Here is a 16,228-nt window from a genome sequence, read left to right as displayed (position 1 = left end):
CCATGTCGGACGACACGGTGGTGGTGTGGGACGAGGCCCTGCTCGCCTACGACATGGGGGAGCACCCGCTCGACCCGGTACGGGTGGAGCTCACCATGGCGCTGGCCCGGGAGCTGGGTGTCCTCGACCGGCCCGGGGTCCGCCTGGTCCGGCCGGCGCCGGCCGACGACGCGCTGCTCACCCGGGTGCACCAGCCGGACTACCTGGACGCCGTCCGGGCCGCGCCACGCGACCCGCTCTTCGCCGGGTACGGGCTGGGCACCTCCGACAATCCGGTCTTCGAGGGGATGCACGAGTCCAGCGCGCTGATCGCCGGGGCCAGCGTCACCGCCGCCGAGGCGGTCTGGCGGGGCGAGGCCCGCCGCGCGGTGAACGTGACCGGTGGGCTGCACCACGCCATGCCGGACCGGGCCGCCGGCTTCTGCGTCTACAACGACCCGGCGGTGGCCATCGCCCGCCTGCTCGACCTGGGCGCCGAGCGGATCGCGTACGTGGACGTGGACGTGCACCACGGCGACGGCGTGCAGGAGATGTTCTACCGGGATCCGCGGGTGCTCACGGTCAGCCTGCACGAGACCCCGCTGGCGCTCTTTCCCGGCACCGGCTTTCCCGACGAGACCGGCGGCCCGGGCGCGGAGGGCAGCGCGGTCAACGTGCCGCTGCCGCCCGGCATCGACGACGCCGGCTGGCAGCGCGCCTTCCACGCGATCGTGCCGTCGGTGCTGCGCGCGTTCCGGCCGCAGATCCTCATGACCCAGTGCGGCGCGGACGGGCACCGGCTGGACCCGCTGGCCGACCTGCACCTCACCGTCGACGGGCAGCGCGCCACCTACCTGGCCCTGCGGGCGCTCGCCGACGAGCTCTGCGAGGGGCGCTGGGTCGCCACCGGCGGCGGCGGGTACGCGCTGGCCGAGGTGGTGCCGCGGGCGTGGACCCACCTGCTGGCGATCGCCGGCGGCGACCCGATCGCGCCGGCCACCCTGACCCCGCCGGCCTGGCGGGAACTGGTCGCCGAGCGGCTGCCCGGCCGGGAGATCCCGCTGCGGATGACCGACGACGTCGACCCGGCGTACGAGCCGTGGCAGCCGACCGGCGAGCCGACCTCCGTGGACCGGGCGATCGCCGCCACCCGCAAGGCGGTCTTCCCGCTGCTCGGGCTCGACCCGTACGACCCGCGCGACTGAGCCGGTGGCCTGGGGAGGGGACCGACCGGTGACCACTGTCGACCAGCCGGTGGACGTGCTGCTCAGCGACGGCAGCACCGTCCAGCTGCGCCCGATCCGCCCCGCGGACGGGCCGGCGATCGTGGCGATGCACTCGCGCTTCTCCGAGCGCACCCGCTACCTGCGCTACTTCTCCCCGTACCCGCGCATCCCCGACCGCGACCTGCAGCGTTTCGTCAACGTCGACCACCGCGACCGGGAGGCCTTCGTGGTGCTCGCCGGGGACCGGATCGTCGCCGTCGGCCGGTACGAGCGGCTCGGCCCGGAAGCCCCGGAGGCCGAGGTCGCGTTCGTGGTCGAGGACGCCTACCAGGGGCGGGGGATCGGCTCGGTGCTGCTGGAGCACCTCGCCGACGCGGCCCGGCGGGCCGGCATCGTGCACTTCGTCGCCGAGGTGCTCCCCGCCAACGGCGCGATGCTCCGGGTCTTCTCCGACTTCGGTTACCAGGTCCAGCGCCAGTTCGCCGACGGCGTGGTGCACCTGAGCTTCCCGATCGCCCCCACCGAGTCGACGCTGGAGGTGCAGCGCGGCCGGGAGCACCGCACCGAGGCCCGCTCGATCGCCCGGCTGCTCGCCCCGCGCGGCATCGCCGTCTACGGCGCCAGCGCCACCGGGCAGGGCGTCGGCGCGGCCGTGCTCGGGCACCTGCGCGATGGCGGCTACCCCGGCGCGATCGTGCCGGTGCATCCCAGCGCAGCCACCGTGGCCGGGTTGCCCGCGTACCCGTCGGCGGCCGACGCCGGTCTCGACATCGACCTGGCGGTCGTCGCCGTGGCCCCCGACGCGGCGCCCCGGGTGGTCGCGGACGCCGCCGCCGCCGGCGCGCACGGCCTGGTGGTCATCTCCGCCGGCTTCGCCGAGGCCGGTCCGGAGGGCGCGGCGGCGCAGCGCGCGCTGGTCCGCGCCGCGCACGCGGCCGGCATGCGGGTGGTCGGTCCGAACTGCCTGGGCGTGGCGAACACCGACGAGAAGGTACGCCTCAACGCCACCCTCGCTCCCGTCCTGCCGGCTCCCGGCCGGGTCGGCCTGTTCAGCCAGTCCGGTGTGTTCGGGGTGGCGCTGCTCGCCGAGGCGCAGCGGCGCGGGCTCGGCCTGTCCAGCTTCGTCTCGGCCGGCAACCGGGCCGACGTCTCCGGCAACGACCTGCTGCAGTACTGGCAGGACGACCCGGGCACCGACGTGATCCTGCTCTACCTGGAGACCTTCGGGAACCCGCGCAAGTTCGCCCGGCTGGCCCGGCGGATCGGCCGGGACAAGCCGGTGGTCGCGCTCGCCTCGCTGGCCCGCCCGGCCGGCCTCGGCGCGGGGCCGGCGCTGGACGCCGCCGCGGTCAGCGCGCTGTTCGCCCAGTCCGGGGTGATCCGGGTGGACACCGTCGCCGAGCTGCTCGACGTCGGTCTGCTGCTGGCCCGCCAGCCGCTGCCCGCCGGCCCCCGGGTCGGCGTGGTCGGCAACTCCTCGGCGTTGACCGGGCTCGCCGCCACCGCCTGCGCCGCCCAGGGGCTCACCGTCGCCGACGGGTACCCGCGCGACGTCGGCCCGCACGCGGGCACCGCCGAGTTCAGCACGGCACTGGCCGAGGCGACCGCGGACCCGGGGGTGGACGCGCTGGTCGCCGTCTTCGCCCCGCCGCTGCCCGGCCAGCTCACCATGGAGGAGGCGGACTTCACCGCCGCCCTGCCGACCGCGCTCGCCGCCGGCAAGCCCACCGTGGCGACGTTCCTGGCCGGGCGGGTGCCGGCCGGCGTGCCGGCGTACCCGAGCGTGGAGGAGGCGGTGCGCGCCCTGGCCCGGGTCACCACGTACGCGGCCTGGCTGCGGCGGGACCCGGGCACGCCGCCCGACCTGCCCCGGGTGGACCCCGTCGCCGGGCAGGCCGCGCTGCGGGCCGACGCCACCGACCCGGCCGGGCTGCTCGCCGCGTACGGGATCGACGTGGTGCGCTCCGCGCCGGCCGCCACGGCCGACGAGGCGGTCGCCGCCGCCGACCGGCTCGGCTGGCCGGTGGCGCTCAAGGCCGCCGCCGCCGGCCTGCGGCACCGGCTCGACCTCGGCGCGGTACGCCTCGACCTGGCCGACCCGGTCGCGCTGCGCCGCGCGTACGCCGAGATGGCTCCGGTCTTCGGCCCGGACGTGCTGGTCCAGCCGATGGTCCCGCCCGGCGTGGCGTGCGTGGTGGAGCTGATGGAGGATCCGGCGTTCGGGCCGGTGGTGGGCTTCGGTCTGGGCGGCGTCGCCACCGAACTGCTCGGCGACCGGGCCTGGCGGGCGGTGCCGCTGACCGACCGGGACGCCGCCGAGCTGGTCGACGAGCCACGGGCCGCGCCGCTGCTGCGCGGGCACCGGGGCGCGGCGCCGGTGGACCGGGCGGCCCTGGTCGACCTGTTGCTGCGGGTCGGCCGGCTCGCCGACGAGCAGCCCCGGGTCCGGTCGCTGACGTTGAACCCGGTGCTGGCCCGGCCGGACGGCATCTCGGTGCTGCACGCCGGCGTCCGGATCGGCTCGGCGGGCGCCCGCCCGGACACCGGCCCCCGGCGCCTCTGAGTCGCGGCTCAGCCGCGGCTGGAGATCTGCTGCACGCCCCAGGCGTTGCCGTCGGGGTCGGTGAAGAAGACGAAGCCCACATTGTCCAGCGGGTGCGGGACCGGCCGAGGATTCTCGCCCAGCACCTGGACCTCGCTGACCTCGACGCCCCGCGCCACCAGTTCCGCGCGGGCCTTCGCGACGTCCGGCACGACCAGTTGGAGGCCCTTGAGCGAGCCCGGCGGCATGTCGGGCACCGCGCCGCGGCCGATCACGATCGAGCAGCCGGAACCCGGGGGAGTGAGCTGCACGATCCGCACGTCGTCGCCGATGCGGGTGTCGTGGTCGACGACGAAGCCGAGCCGGTCGGCGTAGAACTCCTTGGCCCGGTCGATGTCGCTGACCGGTACCACCACCACTTCCAGCGTCCAGTTCATACGCCGACCCTGCCCCACCGGTACGACATACCCGAGCGCCACACGCCGGAAGGCCCCGGCGAACCGCCGGGGCCTTCCGATCGGGGTCGGGTCAGCAGGCGTACGCCTCCAGCCGCTGCGCCCGCTCCGGCGCGCGCAGCTTGAGCAGCGTCACCTTCTCGATCTGCCGGATCCGCTCCCGGGACAGGCCGAACTCCTTGCCCACCTCGTCCAGGGTGCGCTGCCGGCCGTCGTCCAGGCCGAACCGCAGCCGGATCACCGCCTGCTCCCGCTGGGAGAGGGTGGCAGCACGATGCTCACCTCGTTGCGCAGCTCACCGTTGGCGGCCGCGTCACCCGGCTCCGCGCGCGGGTCCACCGCGGCGACGAAGTCACCCAGCGCGCTCTCGCCGTCCTCGCCGACGGCCTGGTCCAGGCTGACCGGCTCCCGGTCGTACGAGATCAGCTCGATCACCTGGTACTCGGGGACCTCCAGGGCGACGGCCACCTCGGAGACGGTGGGCTCCCGGCCCAGCGAGACCGACAGCTCGCGGCGGACCCGGACCATCCGATTGACCTGCTCGACCATGTGCACCGGGATGCGGATGGTGCGGGCCTGGTCGGCCATCGCCCGGGTGATCGCCTGCCGGATCCACCAGGTGGCGTACGTGGAGAACTTGTAGCCCTTGGCGTAGTCGAACTTCTCCACCGCGCGGATCAGGCCGAGGTTGCCCTCCTGGATCAGGTCCAGGAACGCCATCCCGCGCCCGGTGTAGCGCTTGGCGATGCTCACCACCAGCCTGAGGTTGGCCTCCAGCAGGTGGTCCTTGGCGGCGCGGCCCTGCGCCACGATCAGCTCCAGGTCACTCTTCAGCTCGGCGGAGACCGGGGTGCAGGCGGAGAGCTTCTCCTCGGCGAACAGCCCCGCCTCGATCCGCTTCGCCAGCTCGACCTCCTGCGCGGCGGTCAGCAGCTTCGTCCGGCCGATCCCGTTCAGGTACGCCCGGACGAGGTCGGTGGAGATGCCGCGCTCGTCGGTCGCGTCCAGGTCGGTCAGGGTCTCCGTGCCGTGCTCGGCGTCGATGGTGGCGGCCGGGCGCGTCTGGTTCTCGATCATCTGCAGGGCCATCTCAGTCTCTCCCCGTGTCCGCTTCTGTGCCGCGTACCGGCCCCAGTGGTGCCGGTGACAGACAGCTTTCCAACCGGGGCGTGAAACGGGAGTGAGGCGATCGGGGACCCGACAGCAATCCGGTCGGCTGCCGGGTGTCGTCGCCCGGTCCGCTTGCCGGCGACGGTTACCGTGCCAGCGGTCGGCCACCGGGGCCGGCCGGAACAGGCGACGGAGGACGTGGTGGTCTTCAAGCGGCTCATGCAGGCGATGGGTGTGGGTGGTCCCTCGGTGGAAACCGTGCTGGCCAACCCCAACTGCCGTCCGGGCGGTCAACTGGAGGGACGGATCCAGGTGGCCGGCGGGGACCACCAGGTGGACGTCTCCTATGTGGCCCTCGGCCTGGTCACCCGGGTCGAGGTGGAGGGTGCCGACTCCGAGTACGACACCACGCAGGAGTTCGGCCGCCGCCAGGTGACCGGGCCGTTCCGGCTGGAGCCCGGCCAGCGGTACGACATCCCGTTCCGTTTCGACGTGCCCTGGGAAACCCCGCTGACCGACCTGTACGGGCAGCACCTGCACGGGATGACCATGGGTCTGCGTACCGAGCTTGAGGTGGCGCGGGCCGTCGACAAGGGTGACCTGGACCCGGTGGCGGTGCACCCGCTGCCGGCGCAGGAGCGGCTGCTGGAGGCGCTGCTGCGACTGGGCTTCCGGTTCGCCCGGGCCGACGTGGAGCGGGGGCACATCTACGGCGTACGGCAGAGCCTGCCGTTCTACCAGGAGATCGAGTTCCACCCGGCGCCGCAGTACGCCCGCGCGATCAACCAGCTGGAGCTGACCTTCATCAGCGACCCGCAGCAGACCCAGGTGGTGCTGGAGATGGACAAGCGGGGCGGGATCCTCTCCGAGGGCCGCGACGCCTTCGGCCGCTTCACCGTCGACCACGCCACCCTGGATCGCACCGACTGGTCCGCCCAACTCGACGGCTGGCTCCGCCAGTCCATCCAACGCCGCGGCCTCTTCTTCTGATCCCCACCCCGCCGCCCGGCCCCGGCCCCGGCCCGGCCCGCCCGGCGCCGGTGATCAAGAAGTTTGCGTCAGGAGAACGCGCTCGGTTGACGCAAACTTCTTGATCAACGAGCCGGGGGCGGGGGCGGAGGGGGCGGGTCAGAGGTCGAGGAGGAGGGTGCGGGGGCCGATGTTGACGCTCTCCACCAGCATGTGGGCGCGGAAGCGGCCCGTCTCGACCTTGGCGCCGCGGTCGCGGAGTGCCTCCACCACCGCTGTCACCAGGGGTTCGGCGACCTCCGCCGGGGCGGCGGCGGTCCAGCTCGGACGCCTGCCCTTGCGGGCGTCGCCGTAGAGGGTGAACTGGCTGACCACCAGGATCGGGGCGCCGGTGTCGGCGGCGCTGCGGTCGTCGTCGAGGATGCGCAGCTCGTGGATCTTGCGGGCCATCGTCTGCGCCACCTGCGGCGTGTCGGCGTGCGTGACGCCGAGCAGCACCAGCAGCCCGTCGTCGATCTGGCCGACCACCACGCCGTCGACCGTCACGCTCGCCCGGCCGACCGTCTGCACCACCGCCCGCATCAGCGCACCCCCCTTCGGCCGGCTCCCGGCTCCACCGGCGCGACCCGCGTCACGCCGTCACCGGTTCGATGATGCCGCGTTCGATCAGGTGCGCCACGATCGGGCCGGCCGCCTCGGCCAGCTCCTGTTGGGTGACGTCGTGCGCGGCGGCCAGCAGGGCGAGCTGGTCGCGCAGCGCCAGCCGGCCGTCGCAGCCGCCGACCAGCGCCAGCACCAGCGGGTCGACCTCCTCGCTCCAGCGCAGCCCGTGCGGCATCGTGAGGACCTGCCGGTCCACCGCCCACCCCTCGTCGCCCATGGTGGCCTCCTGCCGCAGCTGGAGCCCCTCGGCGGCCCGGTAGCGCTCGGCGAGCAGCGCGTCGGTGTCGCGTACCCGCAGGAAGTCCTGGCGGTCGAACCAGGTGGCGATCTGGTCGCCCATCGGCGGTTCCACCCGCTGGCGCAGGTCCTCGACCCGGAGCACCGGGTCGGCGTGCCCGGAGCGGCGCAGCGAGACGATGCCGAAGCCGATCGCCTCCACCTTGTGCGCGTCGAACCAGTCCAGCCAGGCCGCCATCCGCTGCGGGTCGGCCGCCTCGCCGACGTCGGTGAGCCAGAGGTTGACGTACGCCATCGGGTCGGCCACCTCGCGCTGGATCACCCAGGCGTCCAGGCCGGTACCCGTGAACCAGCCGGTCACCCGCTCGTGCCACTCCTCGCCGGCCACGTGCACCCAGTTCGCCAGGTACTGCATGGTGCCGCCCTCGGTGAGCAGGCCCGGCGCGGCGGCGGCCAGCTCGGCCCCGATCGCGTCACCGACCCGCCCGGAGTCGCGGTACACGTGGGTGGTGGTGCCCGGGCCGACCACGAACGGTGGATTGCTCACCACCAGGTCGAAGCGGCGTCCGGCGACCGGGGCGACCAGGTCGCCGCGGAGCAGCTCCCAGTCCTGGCCGTTGAGCGCGGCGGTGGTGGCGGCGAAGCGCAGCGCCCGCTCGGAGACGTCGGTGGCGGTGACCCGGCGGGCGTGGGTGGCCAGGTGCAGCGCCTGGACGCCGGAGCCGGTGCCCAGGTCCAGCGCGGTCTGCACCGGCCGGCGGACGGTGGCGCCGATCAGCGTCTGGGTGGCGCCGCCGATGCCGAGCACGTGTTCGCTGTGCAGCGGCAGGCCGGGGCGGGCGCTGGCCGGCACGTCGGCGAGGACCCACCAGTCGTCACCGTACGGTTCCAGGTCGACGCCGGCGCGCAGGCCGTCGCCGTGCCGCTCGACCAGCCCGCCGGCGAGCGCCTCGGCGAGGTCCAGCGGGGCGAGCGCGGCGGCGACCGCGGCCTCGGGCTCGGTCTGGTCGCAGATGAAGACCCGGATCAGGGTGGCGAGCGGGTCGCGGTCCTCGGTGGCGCGCAGCGCGGCGCGGAAGTCGTTGCGGGCCACTCCGCCGGTGGCCTGCGCGCCGAGCCGGCCGGCGATCCCGTTCGAGGTGAAGTCCGCCCGGCTCAGCGCGGTGCGCAGCGCCTCGACGCCGGCGGGGGAGAGCAGCATGTCGTGTCGTTCCACGTCGCCATCCTGCCCCCTGACGGCGGTCGATCGGCCGGCACCCGCGACATCCATACCGCGAGCTGTATTGATTGGCCGTTATCTCTTTTATGGTCATCAATGCATGGCTAGCATCTGCCCCAACATCCGTCGATGGGCGTCCCGGTGGCCACCAGCCCGCCCGGGGCGTACCGGTAGGGAGTCAGACGATGTCAGCTCTGCCCGTCCCCCGGCGGCGCGCGATCCGCGCCCTCGCCGTCACGGCCGCCGCGGCGGCGCTCTCCGTCGCCGCGTCCACCCCCGCCCTCGCCGCCCCCACCGGGGAGGTCCGCGGCGCGTCCGCGCCCGGCGCGATCAGCGGCAGCTACCTGGTCGTGCTGCGGACCGACGCGGTCGGCGCCGCGAACAGCCTCGCCGCCCGCACCGCCGTGCCGGACCGCGCCGCCACCCTCGTCAAGCGGTACGGCGGCAGCGTCGCCGACGTCTACAGCGCCGCCCTCACCGGTTTCAGCGCGAAGCTGAGCGCCGGCCAGGCCCGCCGGCTCGCCGCCGACCCGGCCGTCGCCTACGTCGAGCAGGACCGGGTGGTCACCGTCCAGGGCACCCAGGCCAATCCGCCGTGGGGCCTGGACCGGATCGACCAGCGCAGCCTGCCGCTCAACGCCAGCTACACGTACCCGAACACCGCCTCCAACGTCCGGGCGTACATCATCGACACCGGGATCCGGACCACCCACACCGACTTCGGTGGCCGGGCCAGCTGGGGCACCAACACCGTCGACGGCAACAACACCGACTGCAACGGCCACGGCACCCATGTCGCCGGCACCGTGGGCGGCAACCGGTACGGCGTGGCGAAGGCCGTCCGCCTGGTCGCGGTGAAGGTGCTCAACTGCTCGGGCAGCGGCAGCACCACCGGCGTGGTGAGCGGCATCAACTGGGTGACCGCCAACGCGGTCAAGCCGGCGGTCGCCAACATGAGCCTCGGCGGCGGCGCCAGCACCTCCATCGACAATGCGGTGACCAACTCGGTCAACTCCGGCGTCACGTACGCGGTGGCGGCCGGCAACTCCAGCGCCAACGCCTGCGGCTACTCGCCCGCCCGGGCCGCCGCCGCGATCACCGTGGGCGCCACCACCAGCAGCGACGCCCGCGCGTCCTACTCCAACTACGGCTCCTGCGTGGACATCTTCGCGCCGGGGTCGAGCATCCTGTCCGCCTGGCGGACCAGCGACACCGCCTCCAACACCATCAGCGGCACCTCGATGGCCTCGCCGCACGTGGCCGGCGCCGCGGCGCTGGTGCTCTCGGCCAACCCGTCGTACACCCCGGCGCAGGTGGCCGGCTACCTGACCACCAACGCCACCCCCGGCAGGGTGACCAACCCGGGCACGGGCTCGCCGAACCGGCTGCTCTTCGTCGTCAACTGACGGCACCGTCCGGCGCGGTCCGGTGGACACCACCCCTGTCCGCCGGGCCGCGTCCCCGTGTTCAGGCGACCGGATGCACCGGGCGTGGGTCCGCGGCGGTGGCCGGCGCGGGGACCGGCGTCGCCGGCCAGGCGCGGACGGGCCCGTCGACGCGTACCGCCACCTCGGCGCCGACCGCGACGGGATCGGTCGAGTCCCAGACCCGGGCGGTGACCCGGGTGTCGTCGGCCAGCCGCAGGGCGACCAGCGCGTCGTGGCCGTGGAAGTCGTGCCGCAGCACAGTCGCGGGCACCGCGTCGGTGCCCGACGCGGGAGCCAGCCGCAACTGCTCCGGACGGATCAGCACGGTGACCGGGCCGTCGGCCGTCGGGCCGGCGATCGGCAGGGTGCCCAGCGGCGTGCGGGCGGCCCCGGCGGAGGCGACCGCCGGCAGCAGCACCGCGTCGCCGACGAACCCGGCCACCCACTGGTCGGCCGGCTCCCGGTAGAGCGTGCTCGGCGCGGCGGACTGCACCACCCGCCCGGACCGCAGCACCACCACCCGGTCCGCCACCGACAGGGCCTCGCCCTGGTCGTGGGTGACCAGCACGGCGGTCGCCCCGTCGGCCCGCAGCGCCTCCCGGACGTCGTGCCGCAGCCCGGCGCGCAGCCCGGCGTCGAGCGCGCTGAACGGCTCGTCGAGCAGCACCAGCGACGGGCGCGGCGCCAGCGCCCGGGCCACCGCGACCCGCTGCTGCTGGCCGCCGGAGAGCTGGTGCGGCATCCGGTCGCCGTACCCGGCGAGCCCGACCAGGGCCAGCACCTCCTCGACCCGGTCGCCCCGCCGGTCGGCACGGTCCAGCCCGTAGGAGATGTTCGCCGCGACGGTGAGGTGCGGGAAGAGGGCGCCCTCCTGCGGCACCACGGCGATCCGGCGGCGGTGTGCCGGCAGGTGCCGACCGGGGCCGGCCACTTCGCGCCCGTCCACCCGGATCGCTCCGGCGTCCAGGCGTTCGAAGCCGGCCAGGCAGCGCAGCAGGGTGGTCTTGCCGCAGCCGGACGGGCCGAGGACGGCGGTCAGCGCGCCCGCCGGGACGGTCAGGTCCACGCCGTCCAGCGCGGTCACCGGGCCGTACCGCTTGACGACGCCGGTCAGCACCACCTCGCTCATCGGTCCTCCTTGTCGAGCAGGCCGCCCCGGGCGACCAGCCACCAGGTGGGCAGCGCCGAGATGGCCACCAGCAGCGCCGCGTAGGGAGCGGCGGCCGCGTACGCCCCGACGGACGTCGCCGTCCACAGCTCGGTGGCCAGGGTGTCGGTGCCGGTGGGGCGCAGCAGCAGGGTGGCCGGAAGTTCCTTCATGCCGGTGAGGAAGACCAGCGCCGCCCCCGCCCCGATCCCGGGCAGGGTCAGCGGCAGGGTGACCGTCCGCAGCACGGCCAGCGGCCCGCGCCCCAGCGAGCGGGCCACCTCCTCCAGACCGGGTGGGGCCTGGGCGGCGGCGCCGGCCACCGCGCCGACGGCCAGCGGCAGGAAGAGCGTCGCGTAGGCCAGCGCCAGCAGCCACGGCGTCTGGTACAGCGGATACGCGACGCTGATGCCGAAGAAGATCAGCGACAGCCCGATCACCACCCCGGGCAGGGCGTGGGCCAGGTAGGCGAGCCGGTCCAGCGCGGTGGCCAGCGGGCCGGGGGCGCGGGCGGTGAGCAGCCCCAGCGGCAGGGCCAGCAGCATGGTCAGCGCGGCACCGGCCAGCGACAGCCAGAGCGAGTTGCCGGCGGCCGTGGCGACCTCGCCGAGCGCGCCCGGCCGGGACACCCCGCTGACCAACCGACGGGCCAGGCTGAGCGCCGGCACGCCGAGCGCCAGCGCGGCCACCGCGAGCAGCGCGGCGAGCGCTGGCCAGCGGGCCGGTCCGAGGCGCACCCGGGCGGCGGGGCGGCGGGCGCCGCCGAGCCGGGCGTACCGGGCGCCCCGCCGGCGGGTGGCGGTCTCCCCGGCCAGCAGCAGCACGGTCAGCGCCACCAGCACGCTGGAGAGCACCAGCGCGCCGGTGCGGTCGAAGCCCAGGTCGAAGGCGACGAAGATGGCCCGGGTGAAGGTGTCGGCGCGCAGGATCGACACCGCGCCGAAGTCGGCCAGCACGTAGAGCGCGACGAGCAGCGCCCCGGCGGCGGTCGCCGGCCGGATCTGGCGCAGCGTGACGTCCGTGAAGGTGCGCCAGCCGCCCCGGCCCAGCGAGCGGGAGACCTCCTCCTGCGCCGGGTCCGCGCCGCGCAGCGCCGCCGCGACCGGCAGGAAGACGTACGGGTACGAGCAGAGGGTCAGCACCAGCGCGGCCGGCCAGAAGCCCTCCAGCCGGTCCAAGAGCGAGACCCAGGCGAACGCGGCGATGTAGGTGGGCACGGCCAGCGGCAGCGCGGCGAGCACCGCGAAGGCCCGCCGGCCGGGCAGGTCGGTCCGGGTGACCAGCCAGGCGGCGCCGACGCCGAGCAGCACGCAGGCGGTGGTGACCACGGCGGCCAGAGCGAGGCTGCGGACCGCGAGCAGCCCGACCCGCTCGGTCCACAGTTCGGCGACGACCCGGTCGGCGCCCGCCTCCGCCGTGCGTACCGCGAGGTAGACCAGGGGGATCAGGGCCACGGCGACCGCGGCGGTCGAGGCCGCGAGCAGCGCCGGGCGCGGCGCCAGCCGGCGCAACGACCCCGGTACGCCGAAGCGGGCCGGCCCGGAACGGGCCGGCCCGGCCTCGGGCGCAGTGGTCGGGGCGGTCAGGGTACGAGCCCCGAGTCCTTGATCAGGCCGATCGTGGCGTCCAGGGTGTCCAGGTCGTTCAGGTCGATGTCCGGGGTGTCCAGCTCGGCCAGCGGCGGCACGCCGGCCGGGGTGCCGGCGCCGGTGACCACCGGGTACTCGAAGGTCTGCTCGGCGAAGTACTTCTGCGACTCCGGGCCGAGCAGGAAGTCCACGAAGGCCTTGGTGTCCGGGTCCTCGGCGGAGCGCTTGAGCACGCCGACGCCGGCGACGTTGACCAGGGCGCCGGTGTCGCCGCCGGGGAAGAAGTGCAGCTTGGCCTTGAGCGCGTCCGGGGTGGTGCCCTTCTCCTTGGCCACCTCGCCCAGGTAGTAGTGGTTCACCAGGCCGACCTGGATGGTGCCCTTGTCGATATCCTCGACGATCTTGACGTTGTTGTCCCGGATCTGCGGCTCGTTGGCCTTGAGGCCGGCGAGGAAGTCCTTCGCCTTCTGGTCGCCGTGCTGCACCCGGATCGCGGTGACGAACGCCTGGAACGAGGCGTTGGTCGGAGCGACGCCGATCTTGCCCTTCCACTTCGGGTCGGTCAGCGCGAAGACCGACGTGGGCAGCTCGGCGGCGGGCACGCTGTCGGCGTGGTACGCGAGCACCCGGGCGCGGGCGCTGACGCCCACCCACTGGCCGGTGCGGGCCCGGTAGATCTGCGGCACCTTGTCCAGTGCGGCGGCGGGCAGCGGGGCGAACATGTCCCGCTTGGCGACCGCGCCGAGGGCGCCGGCGTCCTGGGCGAAGAAGGCGTCGGCCGGGGACTTGCCGCCCTCCTCGACCAGCTGGGCGGCGAGCTGGGCGGTGGTGGCGTAGCGGGTCTTGATGGTGATGCCGGTCTGCTGGCTGAACTTGTCGAGCAGCGGCTTGACCAGGGCCTCGTTGCGGCCGCTGTAGACGGTGATGGTCTTGTCGCCGGGCTTGCCGGGGTCGGCGGCGTCGTCCTCGCCGGACCCGCAGGCGACCAGGCCGAACGAGAGCAGGCCGGCGGCGACGGTGACCGCGAGAGACCTGCGGGCGGGAACGGGCACGGCGGCACTCCTTCGGCTGCGGCCGGCGGGCCCTCCGCCGACGCGGAGAAGTTAGCACAGGCTAACCTTGGTGTTCCTGTGGGTCCGGCGTCCGCTCGGGGAGTCGGCGACGCGCCCGTCGCGCCGACCGGCAGGATGGGCGCATGACGCTCTCGCTGCCCATCGACCCCGAGGCCAACCGGCTGCTGGAGCGCAGCCCGCTGGCCCTGTTGACCGGCATGGTCCTCGACCAGCAGATCCCTCTCGAGAAGGCGTTCACCTCGCCGTACGTGCTGGCGCAGCGGCTGGGGCACGAGCCGGACGCCCGGGAGCTGGCCGGGTACGACCCCGAGGCACTGGTCGAGATCTTCGCCCGGCCACCGGCGCTGCACCGCTTCCCGAAGGCGATGGCGGCCCGGGTCCAGCAGGTGTGCCAGGTGCTCGTCGACCGGTACGACGGTGACGCCGCCCGGCTCTGGTCGGACGCCGCCGACGGGCGGGAGCTGCTGCGCCGCATCGGCGAGCTGCCCGGCTTCGGCAAGCAGAAGGCGCAGATCTTCGTCGCCCTGCTCGGCAAGCGGTACGACGTGCGCCCGGACGGCTGGCGGGAGGCCGCCGGCGGGTACGGCGATGCGGACGCGTACCGGTCGGTGGCCGACATCACCGACCCGGAGTCGTTGCGCCGGGTGCGCGAGTTCAAGCAGGCGGCGAAGGCGGCGGCCCGGGCGGCGAAGGGCTGACGCAACCGGCCCGCGCGCCGGCTCGTTGGGATCCGCGACGGCGGCGACGGGTGGGCCATGGCGGACGGGCAGGGTGGGGGGCTGCTGCGCGGCGTGACGACCTCGCCCCGCGCCACCTTCCTGGAGCTCTTCTTCGACCTGGTTTTCGTCTTCGCGCTGACCCGCGTCTCGCAGCGTCTGATCGACGACGTGTCGGCCGATCCCCCGGACGCGCTCCGCCAGGTGGCCCAGACCGTGGTGCTGTTCCTCGCGCTGTGGTTGGTCTGGATCCTGACCGCCTGGGTGACCAGCCGGTACGAGCCGGAGCGGAGCCCGATCCAGTTCGTGGTGGTCGCCTCCATGTTCGCCAGCATGGTGATGGCCGTGGCGATGCCCCGGGCGTTCGCCGAGCGGGCGCTGCCGTTTGCGCTGGGCTACGTGGCGATCCAGGTCGGCCGGCCGCTCCTGCTCACCCTGGCCCTGCGCGGGCATCCGCGCCGGTCGGTCACCCGCCGGGTCCTGCTCTGGTTCGCGGTCGGGGCGGTGCCCTGGCTCCTCGGCGCCCTGCTGCCGCCGGCCCAGGAGGTGTTCTGGACGCTCGCCCTGGCCTGGGACTACGCCGGGCTGGCGCTCGGCTGGCCGGTGCCCTGGCGCGGCTCGGTGCGCACCTCGGGCTGGGCGGTGGCGGGGGAGCACCTGGCCGAGCGGTACCAGCAGTTCTTCCTGATCGCGCTCGGCGAGACGGTCCTGGTCATCGGGACGACCTTCAGCGGAGCCGTCTTCTCCTCGCGCGCGGCGCTCGCCTTCGCCCTGTCGTTCCTCACCACCGCGCTGCTGTGGCGGATCTACTTCCACCGGGCGGGACACGTGCTGGCCGAGGCGATCAGAGTGGCCCGCTCGCCGGGAGTGCTGGGGGAGTCGGCGAGCTGGACGCACCTGGTGATCGTGGCCGGTGTGCTGCTCACCGGGGTCGGCTACGAGCTGGTGATCGCCCACCCGCACGGGCGTACGCCGCTGGGCTGGGCGGTGTTCGTGACGGGCGGCCCGGCGCTCTTCCTGGCCGCCCGGGCCCGCTTCGAGTACGAGATCTTCGCGCGGGTGTCGCGCAGCCGGGTGATCGGCGTGGTGCTCCTGCTCGGACTGCTCCCGCTGGCGCCGCAGCTGCCGCCGATCGGGCTGCTGGGGCTGAGCGCGGCGGTGCTGGTCGGGATCGCCGTCGCCGACACCGCGCGGGCGCACGGCCGTCCCCTCGAACGACCCGCGTCGCCCCTGTAGCCGCCGCCGCGGCGGGAGCCGACGGCTCAGGCGGCGGTCGGGCGGGACAGCGAGGCCAGTGCCCGCCGTACGTCGGCGAGGGAGACGGTGGCGGAGTCGTCCAGGTCGGCCAGCCCGGCCTCGATCCACTGCCGCATCAGCGTGGTGACGCCGATGCCCCGGGCCTCGGCGGCCGCCCGGACCCGCTCGTAGGTCTCCAGCGGCAGGCGTACCGAGCGGCTGACCATCGGTACGTCGCTGTCGGGGGTGGGCAGCTCCACCGGCTGGCTGTCGTCGATCAGCTCGGCGAACGCGTCGTCGCCACCGTGGAACCGCTTGGTCGCGTCGTCACGGTTCATCGTGACCGCCTCCTCGTCGGCGATCCCTCCGCACGGCCTCGTCGTAGCGCTTGGCCTCGACGTCGCTCAGGTCGCGGGCGGAGAGGATGTCCCAGTCGTTGTCGGTGCCGTCGGCCTCGGCGAGCAGCACGGCCAGCCGCCTGCCGCGGCGGTTCGCCGCGTAGACGACCATGACGTCGTCGCCCAGGTGCCGGATCACCCGGCGGGTGCTGTGCAGGGCCTCCCAGACTTCCCCGGGTGTGACGTCGTAGACCCGCAGGTTGGTCAACGCCTCGTCGGTGAAGCTGAAGCGGTTGCCCACG

General features: G+C 74.5%; 14 protein-coding genes and 1 pseudogene. 6 read left to right on the top strand and 9 right to left on the bottom strand.

What is annotated here, in order from left to right:
* The first annotated feature begins 2 nt into the window (after nucleotides 1–2).
* Both V6U89_RS23930 and V6U89_RS23925 read left to right on the top strand, forming a co-directional pair.
* On the top strand, nucleotides 3–1,184 hold the full coding sequence (locus tag V6U89_RS23930) for an acetoin utilization protein AcuC (protein ID WP_334573635.1): 1,182 nt from the start codon (nucleotides 3–5) through the stop codon (nucleotides 1,182–1,184).
* A 28-nt stretch (nucleotides 1,185–1,212) separates the two neighbouring features.
* Nucleotides 1,213–3,768, top strand: a complete 2,556-nt coding sequence (locus V6U89_RS23925) for a bifunctional acetate--CoA ligase family protein/GNAT family N-acetyltransferase (protein WP_334573632.1) — start codon at nucleotides 1,213–1,215, stop codon at nucleotides 3,766–3,768.
* 8 nt (nucleotides 3,769–3,776) lie between these two features.
* Here V6U89_RS23925 and V6U89_RS23920 read toward each other — a convergent pair whose 3' ends face one another.
* A complete protein-coding gene (locus V6U89_RS23920; protein ID WP_334573630.1) occupies nucleotides 3,777–4,184 on the bottom strand; it encodes a VOC family protein in 408 nt (135 codons plus the stop codon).
* 91 nt (nucleotides 4,185–4,275) lie between these two features.
* Nucleotides 4,276–5,291, bottom strand: a pseudogene (gene sigB, locus V6U89_RS23915) (RNA polymerase sigma factor SigB).
* 222 nt (nucleotides 5,292–5,513) lie between these two features.
* On the opposite strand from sigB, the gene V6U89_RS23910 reads away from it, so the two are divergent.
* Entirely contained in the window at nucleotides 5,514–6,302 is a 789-nt protein-coding gene (locus V6U89_RS23910) for a sporulation protein (RefSeq protein WP_334573661.1), read from the top strand.
* 138 nt (nucleotides 6,303–6,440) lie between these two features.
* On the opposite strand, the gene dtd is transcribed toward V6U89_RS23910, so the two are convergent.
* Both dtd and V6U89_RS23900 read right to left on the bottom strand, forming a co-directional pair.
* Nucleotides 6,441–6,863 (bottom strand): D-aminoacyl-tRNA deacylase, encoded by a 423-nt coding sequence (gene dtd / locus V6U89_RS23905; protein WP_334573628.1) that lies wholly within the window; start codon nucleotides 6,861–6,863, stop codon nucleotides 6,441–6,443.
* Between the two features lie 49 nt (nucleotides 6,864–6,912).
* Nucleotides 6,913–8,397, bottom strand: coding sequence for a DUF7782 domain-containing protein (locus V6U89_RS23900; protein ID WP_334573626.1), 1,485 nt, complete (start codon nucleotides 8,395–8,397; stop codon nucleotides 6,913–6,915).
* Between the two features lie 188 nt (nucleotides 8,398–8,585).
* Here V6U89_RS23900 and V6U89_RS23895 point away from each other — a divergent pair, with 188 nt between their 5' ends.
* Entirely contained in the window at nucleotides 8,586–9,806 is a 1,221-nt protein-coding gene (locus V6U89_RS23895) for a S8 family peptidase (protein ID WP_334573623.1), read from the top strand.
* Between the two features lie 61 nt (nucleotides 9,807–9,867).
* Here V6U89_RS23895 and V6U89_RS23890 read toward each other — a convergent pair whose 3' ends face one another.
* From V6U89_RS23890 to V6U89_RS23880, 3 genes are all read right to left on the bottom strand, one after another.
* Entirely contained in the window at nucleotides 9,868–10,956 is a 1,089-nt protein-coding gene (locus V6U89_RS23890) for an ABC transporter ATP-binding protein (protein ID WP_334573621.1), read from the bottom strand.
* Complete coding sequence (locus V6U89_RS23885; RefSeq protein ID WP_334573619.1) at nucleotides 10,953–12,485, bottom strand: ABC transporter permease; 1,533 nt, start codon at nucleotides 12,483–12,485, stop codon at nucleotides 10,953–10,955. The genes V6U89_RS23890 and V6U89_RS23885 overlap by 4 nt, the downstream gene beginning before the upstream one ends.
* A 71-nt stretch (nucleotides 12,486–12,556) precedes the next feature.
* Nucleotides 12,557–13,615 carry an iron ABC transporter substrate-binding protein gene (locus V6U89_RS23880; protein ID WP_334573617.1) on the bottom strand — a complete coding sequence of 353 codons (1,059 nt, stop codon included), beginning with the start codon at nucleotides 13,613–13,615 and terminating at the stop codon, nucleotides 12,557–12,559.
* A gap of 143 nt (nucleotides 13,616–13,758) precedes the next feature.
* Here V6U89_RS23880 and V6U89_RS23875 point away from each other — a divergent pair, with 143 nt between their 5' ends.
* Entirely contained in the window at nucleotides 13,759–14,334 is a 576-nt protein-coding gene (locus V6U89_RS23875) for an HhH-GPD-type base excision DNA repair protein (RefSeq protein ID WP_334573615.1), read from the top strand.
* Nucleotides 14,335–14,391: 57 nt separating this feature from the next.
* Nucleotides 14,392–15,588, top strand: a complete 1,197-nt coding sequence (locus tag V6U89_RS23870) for a low temperature requirement protein A (protein ID WP_334573613.1) — start codon at nucleotides 14,392–14,394, stop codon at nucleotides 15,586–15,588.
* Nucleotides 15,589–15,614: 26 nt separating this feature from the next.
* On the opposite strand, the gene V6U89_RS23865 is transcribed toward V6U89_RS23870, so the two are convergent.
* Complete coding sequence (locus V6U89_RS23865) at nucleotides 15,615–15,926, bottom strand: hypothetical protein (protein ID WP_334573610.1); 312 nt, start codon at nucleotides 15,924–15,926, stop codon at nucleotides 15,615–15,617.
* On the bottom strand, nucleotides 15,916–16,227 hold the full coding sequence (locus V6U89_RS23860; RefSeq protein ID WP_246158594.1) for a hypothetical protein: 312 nt from the start codon (nucleotides 16,225–16,227) through the stop codon (nucleotides 15,916–15,918). The genes V6U89_RS23865 and V6U89_RS23860 overlap by 11 nt, the downstream gene beginning before the upstream one ends.
* Nucleotide 16,228 lies beyond the last annotated feature (1 nt).

It is taken from the genome of Micromonospora sp. CPCC 206171, from assembly GCF_036906755.1.
GTDB lineage: Bacteria > Actinomycetota > Actinomycetes > Mycobacteriales > Micromonosporaceae > Micromonospora > Micromonospora purpureochromogenes.
This window is presented reverse-complemented; position numbering and strand designations above follow the sequence as displayed.